We start from the raw sequence: 17,058 nt of genomic DNA, 5'->3' as shown, positions 1-17,058 counted from the left end.
CAAGAGTCCGACATTTGGTTACATGGGTATAATTGTTATATGCCAGCAACTAACGAGCCCGTCGCCACCCTCCAGGAGACCGGGCCACCCGGCCCGGATCGCCGGCGGCGGTTGCTCATTCTCGCGATCTGCTGCCTGAGCCTGTTCATCGTGGGCCTGGACAACACGATCGTGAACGTCGCGCTGCCCGCCATCCAGCGCGACCTGCACGCCTCCGTCTCCGGTCTGCAGTGGATCATCGTCGCCTACACGGTCGTGCTGGCCAGCCTGCTCATGCTCTCCGGCTCGACCGCGGACCGGTTCGGGCGGCGGCGCACCTTCCAGACGGGCCTGGCGCTGTTCACGCTGGGCTCCCTGCTGTGCTCGCTCGCGCCGAGCCTCGGCTGGCTGGTCGCCGCACGAGCGCTGCAGGCCGTCGGCGGCTCCATGCTCAACCCGGTCGCCATGTCGATCATCACGAACACGTTCACCGATCCGAGGGAGCGGGCGCGCGCCATCGGCGTGTGGGGTGGCGTGGTCGGGATCAGCATGGCCCTGGGGCCCGTGATCGGCGGGGCGCTGGTGGACTGGGGCACCTGGCAGACGATCTTCTGGATCAACATTCCCGTGGGGCTGGCCGCGTTCGTCCTGTGCGCCTTGTTCGTGCCCGAGTCGCGAGCCCCCCGGGCCCGCCCGATGGATCCCGTCGGGCAGCTCCTGGTCATCGTGCTGCTGGCCGGGCTGACGTACGGAGTCATCGAGGCGCCGTCCGCCGGGTGGGGCTCGGGGCAGACCATCGCCTGCTGCGGGGCGGCCGCGCTGGCACTGGCGCTGCTCATCCCGTACGAGCTGCGCCGGGCGGAACCACTGATCAACCCGAGGTTCTTCCGCAGCGTCCCCTTCGCGGGGGCGACGGTCATCGCGATCTGCGCGTTCGCCTCGCTCGGCGGGTTCCTGTTCCTCAACACCCTCTACCTGCAGGACGTCCTCGGCTACTCGGCGCTGCACGCGGGGCTGCTGACCCTGCCGATGGCCGGGCTGACGGTGGTGTGCGCGCCGCTGTCCGGGCGGATCGTCGGCGGCGCCGGGCCGCGCGTGCCGCTGGTCGTCGCCGGTGGCGCCATGTCCGTGAGCGCGCTGATCCTGACCGGGCTCACCGCCGACACCCCGACGTGGCAGCTCATAGCCTCGTACGTGGTCTTCGGGCTCGGCTTCGGCATGGTCAACGCCCCGATCACCAACACCGCCGTCTCCGGCATGCCGAGCGCCCAGGCCGGGGTCGCCGCCGCCGTGGCCTCCACCAGCCGCCAGATCGGCCAGGCACTCGGCGTCGCGGTGCTCGGATCATTGGTCGCCGCCGCCGTTCAGGGACCATGGCGTACGGGCTTCCCGCAGGCCAGCCACATCGGCTGGTGGATCTGCACGGCATCCGGCGCGGTCGTGCTGGTGCTCGGTATCCTCACCACAAGCCGCTGGGCCAGGCGCACCGCCGAGCACACGACGGAGCGGCTCGTCCACAGGATGGCGGGCACCGTATGAGCGACGCGACGAACGACAGCGTAGGCGGCGAGGCCACGCAGGACGCCGTCGCCCGTTCCTGGGCGGCCATGTGCTTCCTCGTCCTGAAGCAGGAAAACCGCCGCAAGGAGGTCGCCGACACGCTCGGCATGAGCTTCTTCCGGGCCAAGGCGCTACGCCGCCTGCTGGGCGGCCCGCTCACCATGCGCGAGCTGACCGCCCGCCTGGCCACGGAGAAGCCGTACACCACGCTGGTCGTGGACAACCTGGAGCGGGCGGGCTACGTCGAGCGCAGCGTGCATCCCGACGATCGCCGCTCCAAGCTCGTCACCCTCACCCCGGCCGGCGTCGCCGCCGCCCAGCAGGCCGAACGCATCCTGGCCCGGCCACCGCGCGCCCTGCTGGAGCTGGAGCCGGCGGAACTGGCCGCCCTTGACCGGATCATGGCCAAGCTTCAGTCACCCGCAGAGATCACGAGCGAACAAGCGCCCTAAGACGGCCGGAAGCGCCCTGCCCAGGCGGATTGCGGACAATCCACGCTGAACAGGGCGCCATCGTGCTCAGGGACAGGTCGGCTCGCCGCTCTGCGCGGGTACGTTCACCCCGCTCCAGGCCGCCTTGACGACGTTGAACTCGACACAGCCGGTGAACAGCGTCTTGGCCGCCCGCAGCGTGGCCACGCGGGCCTTGGCGTGCGTCCACGGGGCCGTCTTCATGTTCAGGCCGGTCTGGAAGATCTGGCCCGCCTTGCGGATGCCGACGCCGGTGATGGCCGCGCCGCCGTCGCACCGGGTGCTGGCCGGCTTACCGCTCGGGTTCGTGCCCTCGGCCAGCAGGTAGAACCAGTGGTTCTGCGGTCCGGCCGCCGCGTGCACCTCGGTGCTCGGGATGGAGGAGCTGTAGCAGTTCGGGTCACCCAGCGCCGACGGGTTGTACATGTTCCTGATCGGGCCGCTGCCCACCAGGTCGACCTCCTCGCCGACCAGGTAGTCGGGCGGGTCGAAGCTGGCCGGCTCGTTGGCGTACGCCTCGGTCAGCGCGCCGAAGATGTCACCCGTCGACTCGTTCAGGCCGCCGGCCTCGTTGCCGCTGCCGCTGCTGCCGCCGGAGAACTGGAAGACGCCGTGGCCGAACTCGTGCCCGACGACGTCCATCGACGTGGCCTGCCTGCTGCCCGCGGAGTTGCGGCCGAAGGAGGCGTACGACCCGTTCCAGAAGGCGTTGGCGTCGTTCAGCCCGACCCTCGCGGGGTAGCCGCGGCCCGAGCCGTTGATGCCGTTACGACCGAGCCACTCGCTGAGCATGCTCCATTCGTGCTGGACCGCGAAGAGCGCGTCGACGCAGGCCGTCTCCAGGTTCGTGCCGCTGCCGTTGCCCCAGCTGTCGGTCGACTTGGTGTACGCGGAGCCGTTCTGGCCGCCGCACTGGACGCCGGTGCGCGTGGGGTCGACCATCCGGTACGACGGGGACGTGGCGATGGTGACCGGGTTGCCGTTGTAGTAGCTGTTGCCGGTGCCGTCGACCACTTGGTCCCACTTGTCGATGACCTGGCCGTCACGCGCGTCCACGTACACGTGCATGATGCTCGACTGGTCGGCGGTGGCGGCCACGACCTCCCACGCCAGGCGTGGCGTGGTCGTGGCGGCGTGCACCACGAGAGTCGGCGTGCTGATCGAGGTGGCCTTGGGCGCCACGTTACGGACCGTGTCCGCCGCCGCCTGCGCGGCGATCTGCGGCTTGGTGTCCAGGGCGATCTTCGCCTGCTGGCCGGTGTCGATCGTGCTGACGGCCTTGCCGGACTTGTCGGTCGTGACGACTACCTCGCCACCGTAGACGGGCAGGCCGGCGTAGGTACGCGTGTACGTGAGGTGCTGTATGCCGTTGACGCCGGCGATGGTCGACGACAGGGAGAAGGCGTCCTGGTCGGCGGCCAGGAGCTGCGTCCGGTTGGACGCGATGACGCTCTGCGCGGTCGCCACCGCGGTGCCGCGTTCCGAGGGTGAGGGTGGGTCGGCCGCCTGGGCGTTCGCGCTTGTGACGCCCGCCGGTGCGGTGATGGTCAGGGCTAACGCGAGTATGGCGGCAGCGCCCAACCTGAGCTTGGGGTTCACGCTCGTTGCTCCTCAGGGGGGTGGAGTGGACGAGCCCCGGCCGGCTGGGGTCGCACTCAGACTCGCATCGCGAGTGACCTAAGAGATACCTCCCAATTTGCCCATAACGCCGTGGTATGGACCTCGTCAGGTGGCGTTATCCAACTGTTCGGCCACCCGCTCCAGGCCATCCCTGATGAGCTGACCGTACTCGTCGTCACCAAGCGCGCCGATCCCGGCTCGGGCCTGCTGGAGGTGCTCGCGGGCGCGGCCGAGATCGCCCAGCTTGCGATAGCACTCACTCAAGTTCAGGTGCAACGACGGATACAGGCCCGCCACCGAAAGCGGCACCCCGGCTTGCGCCACCTGCTCGTCGGTGACCTGATCAGCGGCGGCGAGCGCTCGCAGATCCCACATCAGCTCCTGGTGCACGTCGTCCTGCACATCGGCCATCGAGTGGGCGAGAACGCAGACATGCAGCGGATCGCCTTGCTCGCCGCCGATGTCATCCCAGATCTGCGCGAACAGCTCGCGAGCGGCGTCACGCTGACCTCGGTGGTGATGTAACTCCACCCCCTGGCCGATCCGGGCCATCGTCGCGTCGGCGGTCATCAGCGGCTCCTTCACTGGTCGGGCGGCAGCGGCCAGCCTACTCAGTCGTCGTGGGCGATGTGCATGAGCTGCCGCCACAGCAGCACGACGAACACCGCGGAGCCGGCGAAGGCGAACCAGAAGGGCGCCACGACACCGAAGCGGGTGGCCAGGACACCGCCGATCAAGGTGCCGACCACCAGACCGGCGTAGACGCAGATGGTGTAGACGCTGCCCACCCTGCCCTGGAGTTCGTGTGGGACCGCGCGCTGGCGGACGGTGGTCGAGGTCGTGCCCCAGATGAAGGCGTGCGCGCCGAAGGCCAGGAAGATGGCTCCGGCTACCCACGGTGAATGGGTCAGGGCCAGGCCCAGGTGGGTGAACGTCTCGATGATGAGTCCGATCCGCATCAGGGCGCCGAGACTCACGCTACGGGTGATGGTCCCGTACAGGCCGGTGCCGATCAGGCCGCCGATCGCGCCGACTGTGGTCATCAGGCCGAATCCCATGGCGCCCAGGCCGAGCTGTTCCTGGGTGTAGAGGACGAGAACCGACCAGGCCGCGCCGAACGTGAAGTTGAAGATCAGGATGGTGAGCGCCAGTGTGCGGACCGGCGCGTGCCGGATGGTCCAGGTGAACCCGGCGATGAGTTCCCGTACGGTGTCGGGCTTGGGGCCGTCGGCCTGTCGGCCGTGCGGCGGCAGCGTGATCCGGGAGACCAGGACGATCCCCGCCGTCACCAGGAGCAGCTGGCTCGCGAACGGCCAGGTGAAGCCCAGGCCGAACAGCGCCGCGCCGATCGGCGGCCCGGCGAGCTGATTGAGCGTGATGAACCCCGTGCCCAGGCGGGCGTTGGCGATGACGAGATCGTCCTTGCCGACCATCATAGGCGTCAGCGTGGCCGTCGCGTTGTCGGCGAACACCTCGGCGATGGAGCGGAGCGTGAGCGCCGCCAGCGCCGTCGCCACGGTCACGGTGCCGGTCACCATGAGCGCGACGAGCGCCGCCAGCACCATGACCCGTACCGCGTTCGCGACGAGCACGATCCTGCGCCGGTCGCGCCGATCCGACAGCACGCCCGCGTACAGGCCGAACAGCAGCGGCGGCGCCCAGCCCACCAGGGCCGACAGCGAAATCAGCAGCGGGTCACGGGTCAACGACGCGATCAGCAGCGGGCCCGCGGCGGCCGCGACCCCGTCACCGAGATTCGTCAGCCAGCTCGAGGCCAGCAACCACCGAAACCCTGTCCCCAGCCGCGCAGGCAGGACCCTCTCCACCACAGTGACCACGAGCGCAAAACCATACGTTTCGCGGGGATCAACGGCAACGCGTTTTCGCGTCTACGCGCTACGTCGCGAGGAGCCGGCCGCTCTCCTCGGCCCCCGATTCAGGCGGACTCGCGGATCACCAGGCTCGCGGTCTCCGACCGAGAGGACTGCGGCGAGCGCGTGCCGTCAGCCCGCAGGATCATCTCCGTCAGGTGCTCGGCCACCGTCTGGGTGTGCTGGTCAACCGTGGTCAGAGGCGGTACGGCGAACGGCGCGAGCGGGATGTCGTCCACGCCGATCACCGCGAGGTCGCCGGGGGCGGCCAGACCCGCCGCCCGCATCCCGGCCAGCAGCGCGAACGCGGTCTCGTCGTTGTAGGCGCAGACGCCGTCGACACCTGCGGCGTGCCAGCCGCGCGCCACCTCGGCGGCCGTGGCCGTGTCGAGCGGCACATCGCGTACGTCCGGCGGCTCCAGCCCCAGCTCGGCGCAGGCTTGGCGGACGCCGCCGAGACGCAGGTGGTAGAAGTCGCGTACGCGTGGATCGTCCGGCGCCGCGTAGCCGATGCGGCGGCGGCCGGTGGCGGCAAGATGCCCGGCCTGAAGGCGGCCGATCTCGGTCTGCGGCAGCGTCAGGACGTTCTCGCCGCCGCCGTCGAGCCGGGCGCTGACCACCTTGATGCCGGCCGCCCGCAGGCTCGCCCGGTCTTCGGGGGAGATGGCGGTGAACGCGACGATGGCGGTCGGCTCCAGCTCGCGGGCGAGCGCCGTCACGGGCAGGCGGCGTTCGCGCCGGGTGATCGCGGTCAGGCCGTGTCGTTCGAGGTCGTCGGTGAGATTCTCGACGAGCTGGGCGAGCGTGGCGCCGAGCGGCACGCCGGACAGCACGATCAGCACGAGGTCACTGCGACCCCGGCGCAGGGTGCGCGCGGCGGCGGAGGGGGCGTAGCCGAGCTTGTCGACCGCCGCGAAGATCCGGCTCCGGGTCTCCTCGGAGATCTTCTGGTGCGGCACGTTGTTGAGCACATAGCTGACCGTGGTCTGCGAGACCCCGGCTTCCCTGGCCACATCGATCGAGGTGATCCGGCGCTGCCTGGCTGCCATCCATCCCCCCAGTACGGCTCCGGGCTGAATCGTAACAGTGGTGCCGCCGGGGCCCCGCCGGGAGATTTCTGAGTCAGTCATCCAACTAACTGTGGACAAGCACCGCGCGGACACACTACTGTTCTTCTCAGTCAGCCAACTAACTAAGAATCTGATCGGGAGTAACATCATGATCGTTGTCACGGGCGCCACGGGTAACGTCGGACGCGAGCTCGTCAGCATCCTCGCCGCGGCAGGCGAGCAGGTCACGGCCGTGTCCCGCCAGTCCGCCCAGTTCGCCGAGGGTGTACGGCACATCCCGGCCGACCTGAACGACCCCACGAGCCTCCGCTCCGCGCTGGAAGGCGCCGACGCGCTCTTCCTCCTCGTGGCCGGAGACGACCCGCACGGGATCCTGAAGGAGGCCGCGGACGTCAAGCGGGTCGTCCTGCTCTCCTCGCAAGGAGCGGGCACCCGTCCCGAGGTCTACCGGCACCCGGCCCTGTTCGAGCAGGCGGTGCGCGAGTCGGGGCTGGACTTCACGATCCTGCGGCCCGGCGGCTTCGACTCCAACGCCTACGCCTGGGCCGAATCCGTCCGGACGCGGCGCACCGCCGCCGCGCCCTTCGGGGACGTCGGGCTGCCGACCATCGACCCGGCCGACATCGCCGCGGTCGCGGCCGCGGTCCTGCGTGAGTCCGGGCACTCCGGCCGTACCTATGAGCTGACCGGACCCGCGCTGGTCACCCCGCGCGAGCGGGCGGCGGCGCTCGGCGCGGCGCTCGGCGAGCCGGTGCGGTTCGTGGAGCAGACCCGCGAGGAGGCACGCGCGCAGATGCTCCAGGTGATGCCCGAGCCCGTCGTCGAGGGCACACTCGCCATCCTGGGCGAGCCGACCGCGGCCGAGCAGACCGTCAGTCCCGACGTCCAGCGCGTGCTCGGCCGCGCGCCGCGCACCTTCGCCGACTGGGCCGCGCGCAACCTCCCCGCCTTCCGATGAGCACGACTCGCCGCCTTCCGAGCCTTCCGGCGGGCACGACTCGCCGCCTTCCGAGCCTTCCGGCGGGCACGACTCGCCGCCTTCCGGTGGGCGCGGCGGCGGGTGTCGCGGGTTTCCTCGCCGAGCCGCACGTCGCCACCCTGACCACCCTGCGTCCCGACGGCTCGCCGCATGTGGTCGCGGTGCGCTTCACCTGGGACGAGGCGGCGGGGCTGGCCCGTGTCCTGACCGTCGGCGGCACGCGGAAGGCCAGAAACCTCGCCGGGCAGGGCGGCCGTGTGGCGCTCTGCCAGGCGGTGGGGTTCCGGTGGGTGACGCTCGAGGGCGTCGCCACTGTGCACGACGTACCCGATCGGGTGTCCGAGGGCGTCAGGCGCTATGCCGAGCGCTACGGATCACCGCCACCCCATCCGCCCGGCCGCGTGGTCATCGAGATCGCGGTCGATCGCATCACTCAGCTCAACCTTGACTAAGGACTGGATCATGGCTTTTCTCGACATTCTCGACTCGACCCTGCACTACCGCGAGTCCGGCACCGGGGCGCCGATCGTCTTCCTGCACGGCAACCCGACCTCGTCCCATCTGTGGCGAGAGGTCATGCCGGCCGTGGGACCCGGACGGCTCCTGGCCCCCGACCTGATCGGCATGGGCGAGTCGGGCAAACCTGATATCGACTACACCTTCGCCGATCACGCCCGTTACCTGGACGCCTGGTTCGACGCGCTGGACCTCCAGGACGTGGTGCTGGTCGGGCATGACTGGGGCGGCGCCCTGGCCTTCGACTGGGCCACGCGGCACCCGGGCCGGGTGCGCGGCATCGCGTTCACCGAGACCATCGTCAAGCCGATGACCTGGGAGGAGTTCCCCGAGGGCGGCCGCGAGCTGTTCCGGGCGATCAAGACCGAGGGCGTCGGCGAGGCGATGATCCTGGACGACAACGCCTTCCTCGAGCAGGGGCTGCCGGGCACCGTCGCCACCCCGATCTCCCAGGGGGACCTCGACGTCTACGGCAAGCCGTACCCGACGCGCGAGAGCAGGCGGCCGCTCTTGCAGTGGCCGCGCGCGATGCCGCTGGGCGGCGAGCCCGCCGACGTCGTGGCCAGGGTCGAGGCGTACGACCGGTGGCTGGCGGCCAGTACGGACGTGCCCAAGCTGCTGCTCACGTTCGCACCCGGGCCGGGGGCGATGATGCACGAGGACATGATCGCGTGGTGCGCGGCCAGCATGGCCGCCCTGGAGATCGAACACTCCGAGGAGGTCGCCGGCCACCACACCCCCGAGGACCATCCCGTCCTGATCGCCACGGCCATCTCGGCCTGGGCGGACCGGCACGGCCTCCGCTGACCAGAGCCACGGTCACCCGCTTGCCCCTTCGCCGTCGGCAGGCGAGGGGGATGGGGCGTTTCTCTCATGAGAGAGCTTCTCGTGTCGAGATTCATCACCTGAAGTCGGGTGACTGGGGTACGGGGCCAGGTGGTGTGCAGTCTCGGCTCATGACAGACATTGACCGGATCGATCACTCCGTCCTGTACACCACGGACATGGACACCACCGCCGCCACCTATGAGGCATTGGGCTTCACTCTGAGCCCGCTGTCGATGCACCTGGGATCCACACGTCCCGGCGGCGAGCGCGAGCCCATGGGCGCCGGTAACCGGTGCGCCCTGTTCGGCGGCAACTACCTGGAGCTGCTCGGCCTGTTCGGCGACGGAAGCGTCGATCCGTGGCACATTCGCCCGCTGATCGCTCAGTACGAGGGCCTGCACGGCAACTCGTTCGGCTGCGCCGACGCGGCCGTGACCGAGGAGCGGCTGCGCGCGGCCGGGCTGTCCTCCTCGGGCGTCCTGCCCCTGCAGCGCGAGGTGGAGACCCCGGACGGCACCGCGACGGCACGATTCCAGGCGATCCACCTGGAGAGGGCGCTCACGCCCGAGGGGCTGGTCCACGCCGCCTGCCACCTGACGCCCGAACTCATCCACCAGCCCCGCTACCTACGCCACGCCAACGGAGCCACCCATCTGGAGAGCGTCCTGCTGGTGGTGGACGACAGTGACCTGGCCGCCACCGTGCAACGGTATGCCCGCATCCTGGATGTGACGCCGGTCGCCGATGGGCCGCGCCAGGTGCTGCGGCTCGCGCTTGGGCAGATGGAGATCGTCCCGGTCTCCGGCTTCGCCGAGGTGCTGCCCGGCGAGGACGTTCCGGCGCTGCCGTACATGGCCGGACAGACGGTGGCGGTTGCCGATCTCGCCGCCGCCCGCACACTGGTGGAGGGCAACGGCTTCGCCACGCGGAACCTGCCGGGCGGCGGGTTCTTCGTCGGCGCGGCCCAGGCACGCGGCGCCACGCTCGCCTTCCGCGAGGTGCGGCCATGATCCTCACCGGCGCGTTCGCCGGCATCCGGTACGGCAGGGGCGACCGGCTGTCGGCGCCGCAGGCCGCACCGGACCTCGGTGACGTGCCTGAGGCTCTGCTGCCCGGGCGGGCCGCGCCGCAGCCGGCCTCCCGCCTGGCGCACGTCATGGGCCCCGGCAGCGGGCTCGAGCAGGACGAGGACTGCCTGTCGTTGAACGTCTGGGCTCCGGGCGGCAGCGGGCTTCCCGTCCTGGTGTGGCTGCATGGCGGCGGGTTCACCAGCGGCTCGGGCGGCGAGGCGTGGTACGACGGTGCGCTGCTGGCCCGGCGCGGCGAGATGGTGGTGATCACGGTCACCTATCGGCTGGGCGCTCTGGGATACCTGTACCGGCCCGGCGGTCAGGCCAACCTCGGCCTGCTCGACCAGATGCTGGCGCTGCGGTGGGTGCGGCGGAACGTCGCTCGCTTCGGCGGAGATCCGGACCGCTTGACGCTGGCCGGCCAGTCCGCCGGTGCGATGTCGGCGCTTGCCATGCTGCGCCATCCGGACTGCGGCGAGCTGTTTCAGCGGGTCATCCTGCAGAGTCTGCCCGCGGGTGTACGCCCCTACGACCTCGAACCGGCCACGTCCATCGCCGATCTCTTCCTCGAGGTGCTGGACGCCGATGTCATGACGGCGCCGACCGCGTCGATCCTGGCCGCCCAGAGCGAGGTCGCCCGGCGCACCGCCAGGCCAGGCGAGGTCACTCCGCCCTTCCAACTGGTCGAGGACCCGGCGCTGACCGATGCTCCTCGGGACATCCCCACGCTGATCGGAACCACCCGGGATGAGGCCCGCGCGTTCTTCCCCGGCGCGGCGGAGGAGGAGACCGACCGGCTGTTCCGCCACGGCAGCCTGGAACTGGCGGCGGCCATGACCACCGCCCACGCCTACCAGTTCGACTGGTCTCCCGCCGGTAGCGCGCTCGGGGCCTGCCATTGCGTCGAGTTGCCGTTCGTGTTCGGCGGCCTGCGGGCGTGGCGACACGCCCCGATGCTGGCCGGGGCCGACCCGGCCGATCTGGAACGCCTGGTCGAGCAGGTCCAGCGGCCCTGGATCGCCTTCATCCACGGCGAGTCACCCGGCTGGCGTCGCTACGACCAGGGCTCGTTCGTGCATCACTTCGCATAGTCGCACCGACCCGTTTGCTGCTGCGGATGATCGGCGCGCTCTCCAACTGCCGGACGCCCGGCAGGGTGCCGATCCCGGTCTCCAGGTACTCGTAGAGAGCGGGCACATCCCGGCAGGCCGCGAATACCAGCAGGTTCGTCGTGCCGGTGGTCGCCGCCACGAAGGCGACCTCGGGGTGCCCGGCCACCGCCTCGGCCGTCTGCCGTAGCGCGGATGGCTCAACGGTCAGCCACAGCATCGCGATCGTGTCGTATCCCAGGAGCAACGGGTCGATGTCCACGTCGAAGAAGACCGCCCCGGCCCGGCGCAGGTACTCCAGCCTGCGCCGGGCAGTCATCTCCGAGGCCCCGATCGCTTTGGCCAGCTCGGCATATCCCGCCCGTCCGTCCTGGGCGAGCACCGCAAGCAGCTGCTCGTCCTCCTCGCCCGACACGACGGCCTTCCCGGACAAGTCGCCTGGTCCGGGTACCAGCGCCGCGATCTGCCCGGAGGTAAGCGCGTCGGCCCGTCCGTGCCACCCGGTCGGACCGCCGGCGAACACCCGCAACACGCAATGGGCACTGACCCCGGTGACCTGCGGCGTACGTGGCAGCTGTCCGAGGAGCAGAGCGTCTCGTCGCCGCCGATCCCGCGCCTGGACGACACAGACGATCTGCGTGCCGCCCGAGGTCAGGCTCACCCATGAGGTGTCGTCCCTGCGCGCCAGCGCATCGGCGATCGCCGTGGCCGCCTCCGGCAGGGCCTGGATACGTAATACCCACTCCACCCAGCCCAGCCGCTGCGCCACCGGCTGCCCCACCACCCGCAACGCACCGGCCGAACGAAGCCGCCGATAACGTCGGGCCACCGTCTGATCCGACACCTCCAGCACGGCCGCCATCTGCCTGAACGCCGCACGTCCATCGACGTGCAGCGCGTGAACGATCGCTCGATCAAGCTCATCCAGGACAACTGGTTCCACCCAGCAAGGCTAAATGTCCAGGCGATGCCACTGCGTCCGCCTCAAGGGGCAGCCGCCAGAGCTACGCGTGGTTCACGGTACGGCGTATTGGTCGTGCGCGGCATAAAGCTCAGTCCATTCCTCGTCGGTCAGCTGCCGGCCGGCAGCGACGATTTCGGCGAGCTCCTGGAAGTACGCCTCCCGGGGCGCCCCCGGCGTGAACAGCACCAGCATGGAGGCAGGCGCATCGGAATTGTTACTGAATGCGTGGACTCCGCCTGGCGGCACGTACAGGAAATCGCCCGGTGTCGCGTCCAGCCAGCGCTCTCCGTCGTACAGCGAGACAGTCCCCTCCAGGACGAAGAACGACTCGGAAAAGGTCCGGTGAAAGTGGGCGCCGGGGCCGTTCGGGATCGCGGCCATGTCCCAGCGGTAGAGACCGAATTGGCCATCGGTGCTCGCGCCGGTCGCCAGATAACCGACCCGGGACTTGACTCCGATCGTCAGGTCCGGCGGTGCGTCGGCCGACCGGAAGGCCGCGCTGGCAGTTCCGTGTTCCGTCAAGTATCGGGGCGGCGGATAGGACATCGTTACTCGCTCCAAGCGGTGGATCATTCCGGGCGGCCCGACCCTACGCGATGAAGTGGCTCCGTCGGGAGAGCCAATTCCCGCCTGTTCGATTGAGCCAACATGCTCCGGTGCAGACGCGTCACCTCACATTGCGCAGGGCTACGTCGTCCTATCCATGAACTGTCCTACCGATGAACCGAACCCGAAGGAGTGAACCGATCATGGAACCCGTCAAGGTCGCGATCATTTACTACAGCGCCACAGGCACCGTGCATGCTCTGGCGCAAGCCGTCGCCGAGGGCGCGGAGAAGGCCGGCGCACACGTACGCCTGCGCAGGGTCGCCGAAACGGCCCCACCGGAGGCGATCAGCGCCAACCCGGCCTGGGTGCAGTACCGCCAGGACACCGCCGACGTCACCGAGGCCGGCCACGACGATCTGGAGTGGGCCGACGCGGTAATGTTCGGCACCCCCAGCCGCTTCGGCAACCCGGCCAACCAGCTCAGGCAGTTCATCGACACCACTGGTCCGCTGTGGTTTCAGGGCAAGCTCGTGGACAAGGTGTACTCGGCTTTCACCGCCTCCAACACCGCCCACGGCGGTCAGGAATCCACCCTCCTGGCGCTGGGGAACACCTTCTACCACTGGGGCGGCATCATCGTGCCCCCCGGCTACGCCGACCCCATCCAGTTCCAGTCGGGCAATCCCTATGGCACCTCCCACGTGGGCGGCGATGGCCCGCCCAGTGAGGTGATCTTGCAGGCGGCTCGCTTCCAGGCCCGCCGCGTCGTCGACACCGCGGCCTCACTCAAGGCCGGCCGCGCCGCCTGATCCAGCACGGGATTGATGAACGGAGAATGCGATGACTTCGAACGAGTCCGAGGTTAGGGCGCTCTTGGAGAGCCGAGTCGATGCCTGCCGGGCAAAGGACATTGACCGCCTCATGTCACATTACTCTTCTGACATTGTTTATTACGATGTCGTGCCGCCGCTCCAGTTCGCGGGATCGGATCAAGTCCGCGGCAACTTTGTGCGGTGGTTCGACGAATACGATGGCCCTATCGGCCTGGAAACGCACGACCTTACCATTGCGGCGAGCACCGATATCGCGTTCGAGCCGGCCTGATCGTTTGGCCGGAAGGGGCGCCGCACTGGCTGCGGCGCCCCGGGACTTACCGGCAAGAGTCAGCCTGTCGTCCAGGGCCGGAGCTTGTCAGGGTTCCGCACTCCCCACATGTGCTTGATCCGGTCACCCGTGACCTCGAACGCCATCACCGCCACGGTGACGTCGTCCAGCTGAAGCACCAGACCGGGCTGACCGTTGACCGTACGCTCCAGAAGCATCAGATCGGGTGCCAGGTCGGCGATTTCGACGCAGTAGCGCGCGACCTGCTCGCTGCCTTCGATCGGGTGGAGCCTGGCGCTGACCAGGCCGCCGCCGTCGGCGATCGCCGTGGCGTCGGGGTCGAGCAGGCCGATGAGGGCGTCGATGTCCTTGGCTTCCCACGCCTGCTTGAAGTCCCTGACGATCCCGGCCTGCTGGGCCGCCGGAGTCGCGGGAGCCTGCGCGGCGCCGATGCGGCGGCGGGCCGAGGAGGCCAGCTGGCGACATGCCGCCGGCGTACGGCCGACGATCTCGCCCACCTCGGCGAAGGAGTAGCGGAAGACGTCGTGCAGGACGAGCGCGACGCGCTCGGCCGGAGTCATCGACTCCAGCACGACGAGGAAGGCCATGGTGATCGACTCGTCGAGGGTGACGCGGTCGACCGGGTCGGCCGACCGGCCGGTGATCCACTCCGTGGGGTCGGGCAGCGGCTCGGGGATCCATTCGCCGACGTAGCGTTCGCGCCTCGCGCGTGCCGAGCGGAGCAGGTCCAGGCAGATGCGACTGGCGACCGTGGTCAGCCAGCCGCTGGGGGATTCGATGGCGTCCTGCTGCCGCTGGGTCATGGCGTACCAGCGGGCGTAGGTCTCTTGTACGGCATCCTCGGCATCGGCCAAGGAGCCCAGGAGGCGGTAGGCGAGATTGATCAGCTTGCGCCGCTCGCTCATGATCGCGCTCAGGCCCGGATCGAGCCGGCCGCCTCCTGGCTCGAGTGGGGTGGTCATGGTGTCGCCGACTTTCCGTTGTCCCAGGTGTTCTCCCCAGTACGACGAGACGACACCACGGAATGTGAGGCGGCGCGCTAGCCGGCGATCTCGACGTTGTGCCGCCGGTCGCGCAGGCGCTGGACGGCCTCGGCCGGCGCCCCCGCGTCCACCACGATGACATCGAACTTCTCCAGCGGCGCCACCCGGTGCAGCGCCACCCGGTCGAGCTTGGTGTGGTCCACCGCCAGCACGCAGCGCGTCCCCGCGGCCACCATGGCCCGCTTCACCAGCACGATCTCCTGCTCCTGGTGGAAGGCGTGCCGGTCGGAGATGGCCGAGGTGGAGACGATCACCATGTCGGTGTTCATGGCCTGGACGGAGTCGACGCAGCCGACGCCCAGGAACGAGTCGTGCGTCGGATGGTATTCGCCGCCCAGCGCCATGAGCCGGATGCCGGGCACGGGGGCGAGCAGCTTGATGGCCTCGAGGAAGTTCGTCACCACGGTCAGCGGGGCCACCTCGTTGAGATGGCGGGCGACGGCCAGCGCGGTCGTGGAGTCGTCGATCATGACCGAGCTGCCCGGCTCGATCAGCCCCACCACGTGGCGGGCGATCGCCTCCTTCTCCTCGGTCTGGGCCGTCAGCCGGTAGGCGATGTTGCTCTCGAAGACGCTCGACGCCTGCGCGCTCGCGCCGCCGCGGTATTTGCGCACCATGCCATGGAACTCGAGCTCGTCGAGGTCGCGGTGGACGGTCATCACGCTCACGCGGAACACCTCCGCGAGCTCGCTCACCGAGGCGGAGCCGTGCCGCATGAGATGCTCCGCCATCGCCTGGCGCCTGACGACTCCCCTGTCCGAGTGCTGACGTGATTTCACCCGCGCCCTCCCGGTCTCGATGACAGAACGATGACAGCGCGATGGCAGCTGTGATGACAGCGCATCGTAGCGTGGCGCGCACCCTTGACACCCCTGCGGAACGGCTCGTAGTCTCCTCGCACCTTCACAACTTCACACGTTTTAACGTTAGATGTAACTAATTAAAACGTTCGCATCCCTCGGGAGCCCCCCAATCCCGTCAGACCGAGGAGACAGTGCCATGACCGAACTACGCGACGCCAGGCTGAGCCGCGTTCAGTTCTTCCGCATGATGGGCGGTCTCGCGGTCGCCGCCGCGGCGACCGCGTGTTCGACCAAGCCACAGACCACCGGCTCCACCGGTCAGGGGCAGACCTCCGCCGTCGAGCTGAGGTTCGTCGGCGTGGCCGACCAGAAGGCGCCGATGGACGAGCTGGTGGCGGCCTACAAGCAGGCCAAGCCGGGCGTCACGCTGGCCACCTCGTTCGCGCCGACCGACCAGGTGCAGACCTCGCTGCGTACGCAGCTCGGCGCGGGCAACGCGCCCGACGTGCACGTGGTCTACCCGGGCAGCGGCAGCGCTATGTCGATGGACCAGATCGCCGGGGCCGGGCTGCTGGCCGACCTGTCCGACCAGTCGTGGACGCAGACGATCCCGACCGGTTTCAAGCCCGCCTTCCAGAAGGACGGCAAGACCTACATCTACTCGGCCGGTTCCTCGGTCATCGGCGCGATCTACAACAAGAAGGTGTTCCAGGAGGCGGGCGTGGACGCGCCGCCGACCACCTGGACGGAGTTCCTGGCGGTCTGCGACAAGCTGAAGAAGGCCGGCAAGACGCCGATCGCCCTGGGCGCGCAGACGCCGTGGGTCACCCAGCTCATCACGTACGCCCTCGTCCCGTCGACCGTGTACGCCAAGGACCCCACCTTCGACGACAAGCAGGCGGCGGGGCAGACCAGCTTCGCCAAGTCCGGCTGGCGCGACGCGATGGAGATGTACCTGGAGCTGCAGAAGCGCGGCTTCTTCAACGACAAGCCGAACGGCACCACCTTCGAGCAGCAGATCTCGATGGTGGCCACCGGCAAGGCGGGCATGGCCATCCAGGTGTCGGCGGTGCTGCCGGACTTCCGCAAGTCGGCGGGCAGTCCCGACGACCTGTCGATGTTCCCGGTCCCCGGCGCGGACGTGGCGGACCAGGTGTGGATCCCGGCCGGCGTGGTGGTCGGCCTCGGCGCCGCCGCCAAGGGCAAGAACCTGGCCGAGGCCAAGGCGTTCATCGACTTCCTCGGCAAGCAGGAGAACATCAACCGCTGGGCCAAGGCCATCGCGGCCATCCCGCTCACCCAGGACGCCTCCTCCACCATCGACCCCGCCGTGCAGTCGTTCCTGCCGTTCACCAAGGACCGGGCCGTGCCGTTCATGGACCAGCGCTGGCCCAACGCCGAGGTGCAGCCGGTCCACTTCGCCGTGATCCAGGACCTGCTCGCCGGCAAGATCAAGATTGACGACGCGCTACGGAAGATGGACGAGGCCTACGCCAAATGAC

General features: G+C 69.3%; 18 protein-coding genes. 10 read left to right on the top strand and 8 right to left on the bottom strand.

The genetic code is table 11. The annotated features are described in order from the left end of the window. The first annotated feature begins 39 nt into the window (after positions 1–39). Both AB0C30_RS36290 and AB0C30_RS36285 read left to right on the top strand, forming a co-directional pair. The gene (locus AB0C30_RS36290) at positions 40–1,518 is read left to right on the top strand and encodes an MFS transporter (protein WP_357952676.1); all 1,479 of its coding nucleotides are present in this window, start codon (positions 40–42) and stop codon (positions 1,516–1,518) included. Beyond that, a complete protein-coding gene (locus AB0C30_RS36285) occupies positions 1,515–1,991 on the top strand; it encodes a MarR family transcriptional regulator (protein WP_357952675.1) in 477 nt (158 codons plus the stop codon). Before AB0C30_RS36290 ends, AB0C30_RS36285 begins: the two co-directional genes overlap by 4 nt. A 66-nt stretch (positions 1,992–2,057) precedes the next feature. On the opposite strand, the gene AB0C30_RS36280 is transcribed toward AB0C30_RS36285, so the two are convergent. From AB0C30_RS36280 to AB0C30_RS36265, 4 genes are all read right to left on the bottom strand, one after another. Beyond that, positions 2,058–3,608: a M4 family metallopeptidase gene (locus AB0C30_RS36280; protein WP_357952674.1), complete on the bottom strand. Its 1,551-nt coding sequence runs from the start codon at positions 3,606–3,608 to the stop codon at positions 2,058–2,060. 126 nt (positions 3,609–3,734) lie between these two features. Beyond that, entirely contained in the window at positions 3,735–4,199 is a 465-nt protein-coding gene (locus tag AB0C30_RS36275) for a hypothetical protein (protein ID WP_357952673.1), read from the bottom strand. A gap of 41 nt (positions 4,200–4,240) precedes the next feature. Continuing rightward, positions 4,241–5,410: an MFS transporter gene (locus AB0C30_RS36270; protein WP_357952672.1), complete on the bottom strand. Its 1,170-nt coding sequence runs from the start codon at positions 5,408–5,410 to the stop codon at positions 4,241–4,243. Between the two features lie 155 nt (positions 5,411–5,565). Further along, complete coding sequence (locus AB0C30_RS36265) at positions 5,566–6,549, bottom strand: LacI family DNA-binding transcriptional regulator (RefSeq protein WP_357952671.1); 984 nt, start codon at positions 6,547–6,549, stop codon at positions 5,566–5,568. 169 nt (positions 6,550–6,718) lie between these two features. On the opposite strand from AB0C30_RS36265, the gene AB0C30_RS36260 reads away from it, so the two are divergent. The 5 genes from AB0C30_RS36260 to AB0C30_RS36240 all read left to right on the top strand — a co-directional run bounded on the left by AB0C30_RS36260 (position 6,719) and on the right by AB0C30_RS36240 (position 11,054). Continuing rightward, positions 6,719–7,528: an NAD(P)H-binding protein gene (locus AB0C30_RS36260; RefSeq protein WP_357952670.1), complete on the top strand. Its 810-nt coding sequence runs from the start codon at positions 6,719–6,721 to the stop codon at positions 7,526–7,528. Further along, positions 7,525–8,001: a TIGR03618 family F420-dependent PPOX class oxidoreductase gene (locus AB0C30_RS36255; protein WP_357952669.1), complete on the top strand. Its 477-nt coding sequence runs from the start codon at positions 7,525–7,527 to the stop codon at positions 7,999–8,001. Before AB0C30_RS36260 ends, AB0C30_RS36255 begins: the two co-directional genes overlap by 4 nt. 10 nt (positions 8,002–8,011) lie before the next feature. Then, positions 8,012–8,872, top strand: a complete 861-nt coding sequence (locus AB0C30_RS36250; RefSeq protein WP_357952668.1) for a haloalkane dehalogenase — start codon at positions 8,012–8,014, stop codon at positions 8,870–8,872. Positions 8,873–9,021: 149 nt separating this feature from the next. Beyond that, on the top strand, positions 9,022–9,903 hold the full coding sequence (locus AB0C30_RS36245; RefSeq protein ID WP_357952667.1) for a VOC family protein: 882 nt from the start codon (positions 9,022–9,024) through the stop codon (positions 9,901–9,903). After that, the gene (locus AB0C30_RS36240) at positions 9,900–11,054 is read left to right on the top strand and encodes a carboxylesterase family protein (protein WP_357952666.1); all 1,155 of its coding nucleotides are present in this window, start codon (positions 9,900–9,902) and stop codon (positions 11,052–11,054) included. The genes AB0C30_RS36245 and AB0C30_RS36240 overlap by 4 nt, the downstream gene beginning before the upstream one ends. Here the strand turns inward: AB0C30_RS36240 and AB0C30_RS36235 are convergent. After that, a complete protein-coding gene (locus AB0C30_RS36235; RefSeq protein ID WP_357952665.1) occupies positions 10,987–12,015 on the bottom strand; it encodes an AsnC family transcriptional regulator in 1,029 nt (342 codons plus the stop codon). The genes AB0C30_RS36240 and AB0C30_RS36235 overlap by 68 nt on opposite strands. Positions 12,016–12,087: 72 nt before the next feature. After that, positions 12,088–12,582 (bottom strand): cupin domain-containing protein, encoded by a 495-nt coding sequence (locus tag AB0C30_RS36230; RefSeq protein ID WP_357952664.1) that lies wholly within the window; start codon positions 12,580–12,582, stop codon positions 12,088–12,090. Positions 12,583–12,785: 203 nt separating this feature from the next. On the opposite strand from AB0C30_RS36230, the gene wrbA reads away from it, so the two are divergent. Continuing rightward, positions 12,786–13,394, top strand: a complete 609-nt coding sequence (gene wrbA / locus AB0C30_RS36225) for an NAD(P)H:quinone oxidoreductase (RefSeq protein ID WP_357952663.1) — start codon at positions 12,786–12,788, stop codon at positions 13,392–13,394. Between the two features lie 31 nt (positions 13,395–13,425). Further along, complete coding sequence (locus tag AB0C30_RS36220) at positions 13,426–13,689, top strand: nuclear transport factor 2 family protein (protein WP_357952662.1); 264 nt, start codon at positions 13,426–13,428, stop codon at positions 13,687–13,689. Between the two features lie 59 nt (positions 13,690–13,748). Here AB0C30_RS36220 and sigJ read toward each other — a convergent pair whose 3' ends face one another. Then, positions 13,749–14,672: an RNA polymerase sigma factor SigJ gene (gene sigJ / locus AB0C30_RS36215; RefSeq protein WP_357952661.1), complete on the bottom strand. Its 924-nt coding sequence runs from the start codon at positions 14,670–14,672 to the stop codon at positions 13,749–13,751. Positions 14,673–14,749: 77 nt separating this feature from the next. Then, positions 14,750–15,484 carry a DeoR/GlpR family DNA-binding transcription regulator gene (locus tag AB0C30_RS36210; RefSeq protein ID WP_357952660.1) on the bottom strand — a complete coding sequence of 245 codons (735 nt, stop codon included), beginning with the start codon at positions 15,482–15,484 and terminating at the stop codon, positions 14,750–14,752. Between the two features lie 268 nt (positions 15,485–15,752). Between AB0C30_RS36210 and AB0C30_RS36205 the strand changes: the two genes are divergently transcribed. After that, the gene (locus AB0C30_RS36205) at positions 15,753–17,057 is read left to right on the top strand and encodes an extracellular solute-binding protein (RefSeq protein ID WP_357952659.1); all 1,305 of its coding nucleotides are present in this window, start codon (positions 15,753–15,755) and stop codon (positions 17,055–17,057) included. Position 17,058 lies beyond the last annotated feature (1 nt).

The sequence above is a fragment of the Nonomuraea sp. NPDC048901 genome (genome assembly GCF_040649695.1).
Lineage (GTDB): Bacteria > Actinomycetota > Actinomycetes > Streptosporangiales > Streptosporangiaceae > Nonomuraea.
Note: the sequence above shows the minus strand (reverse complement) of the source record. Positions and strands in the feature narration are given on the sequence as shown.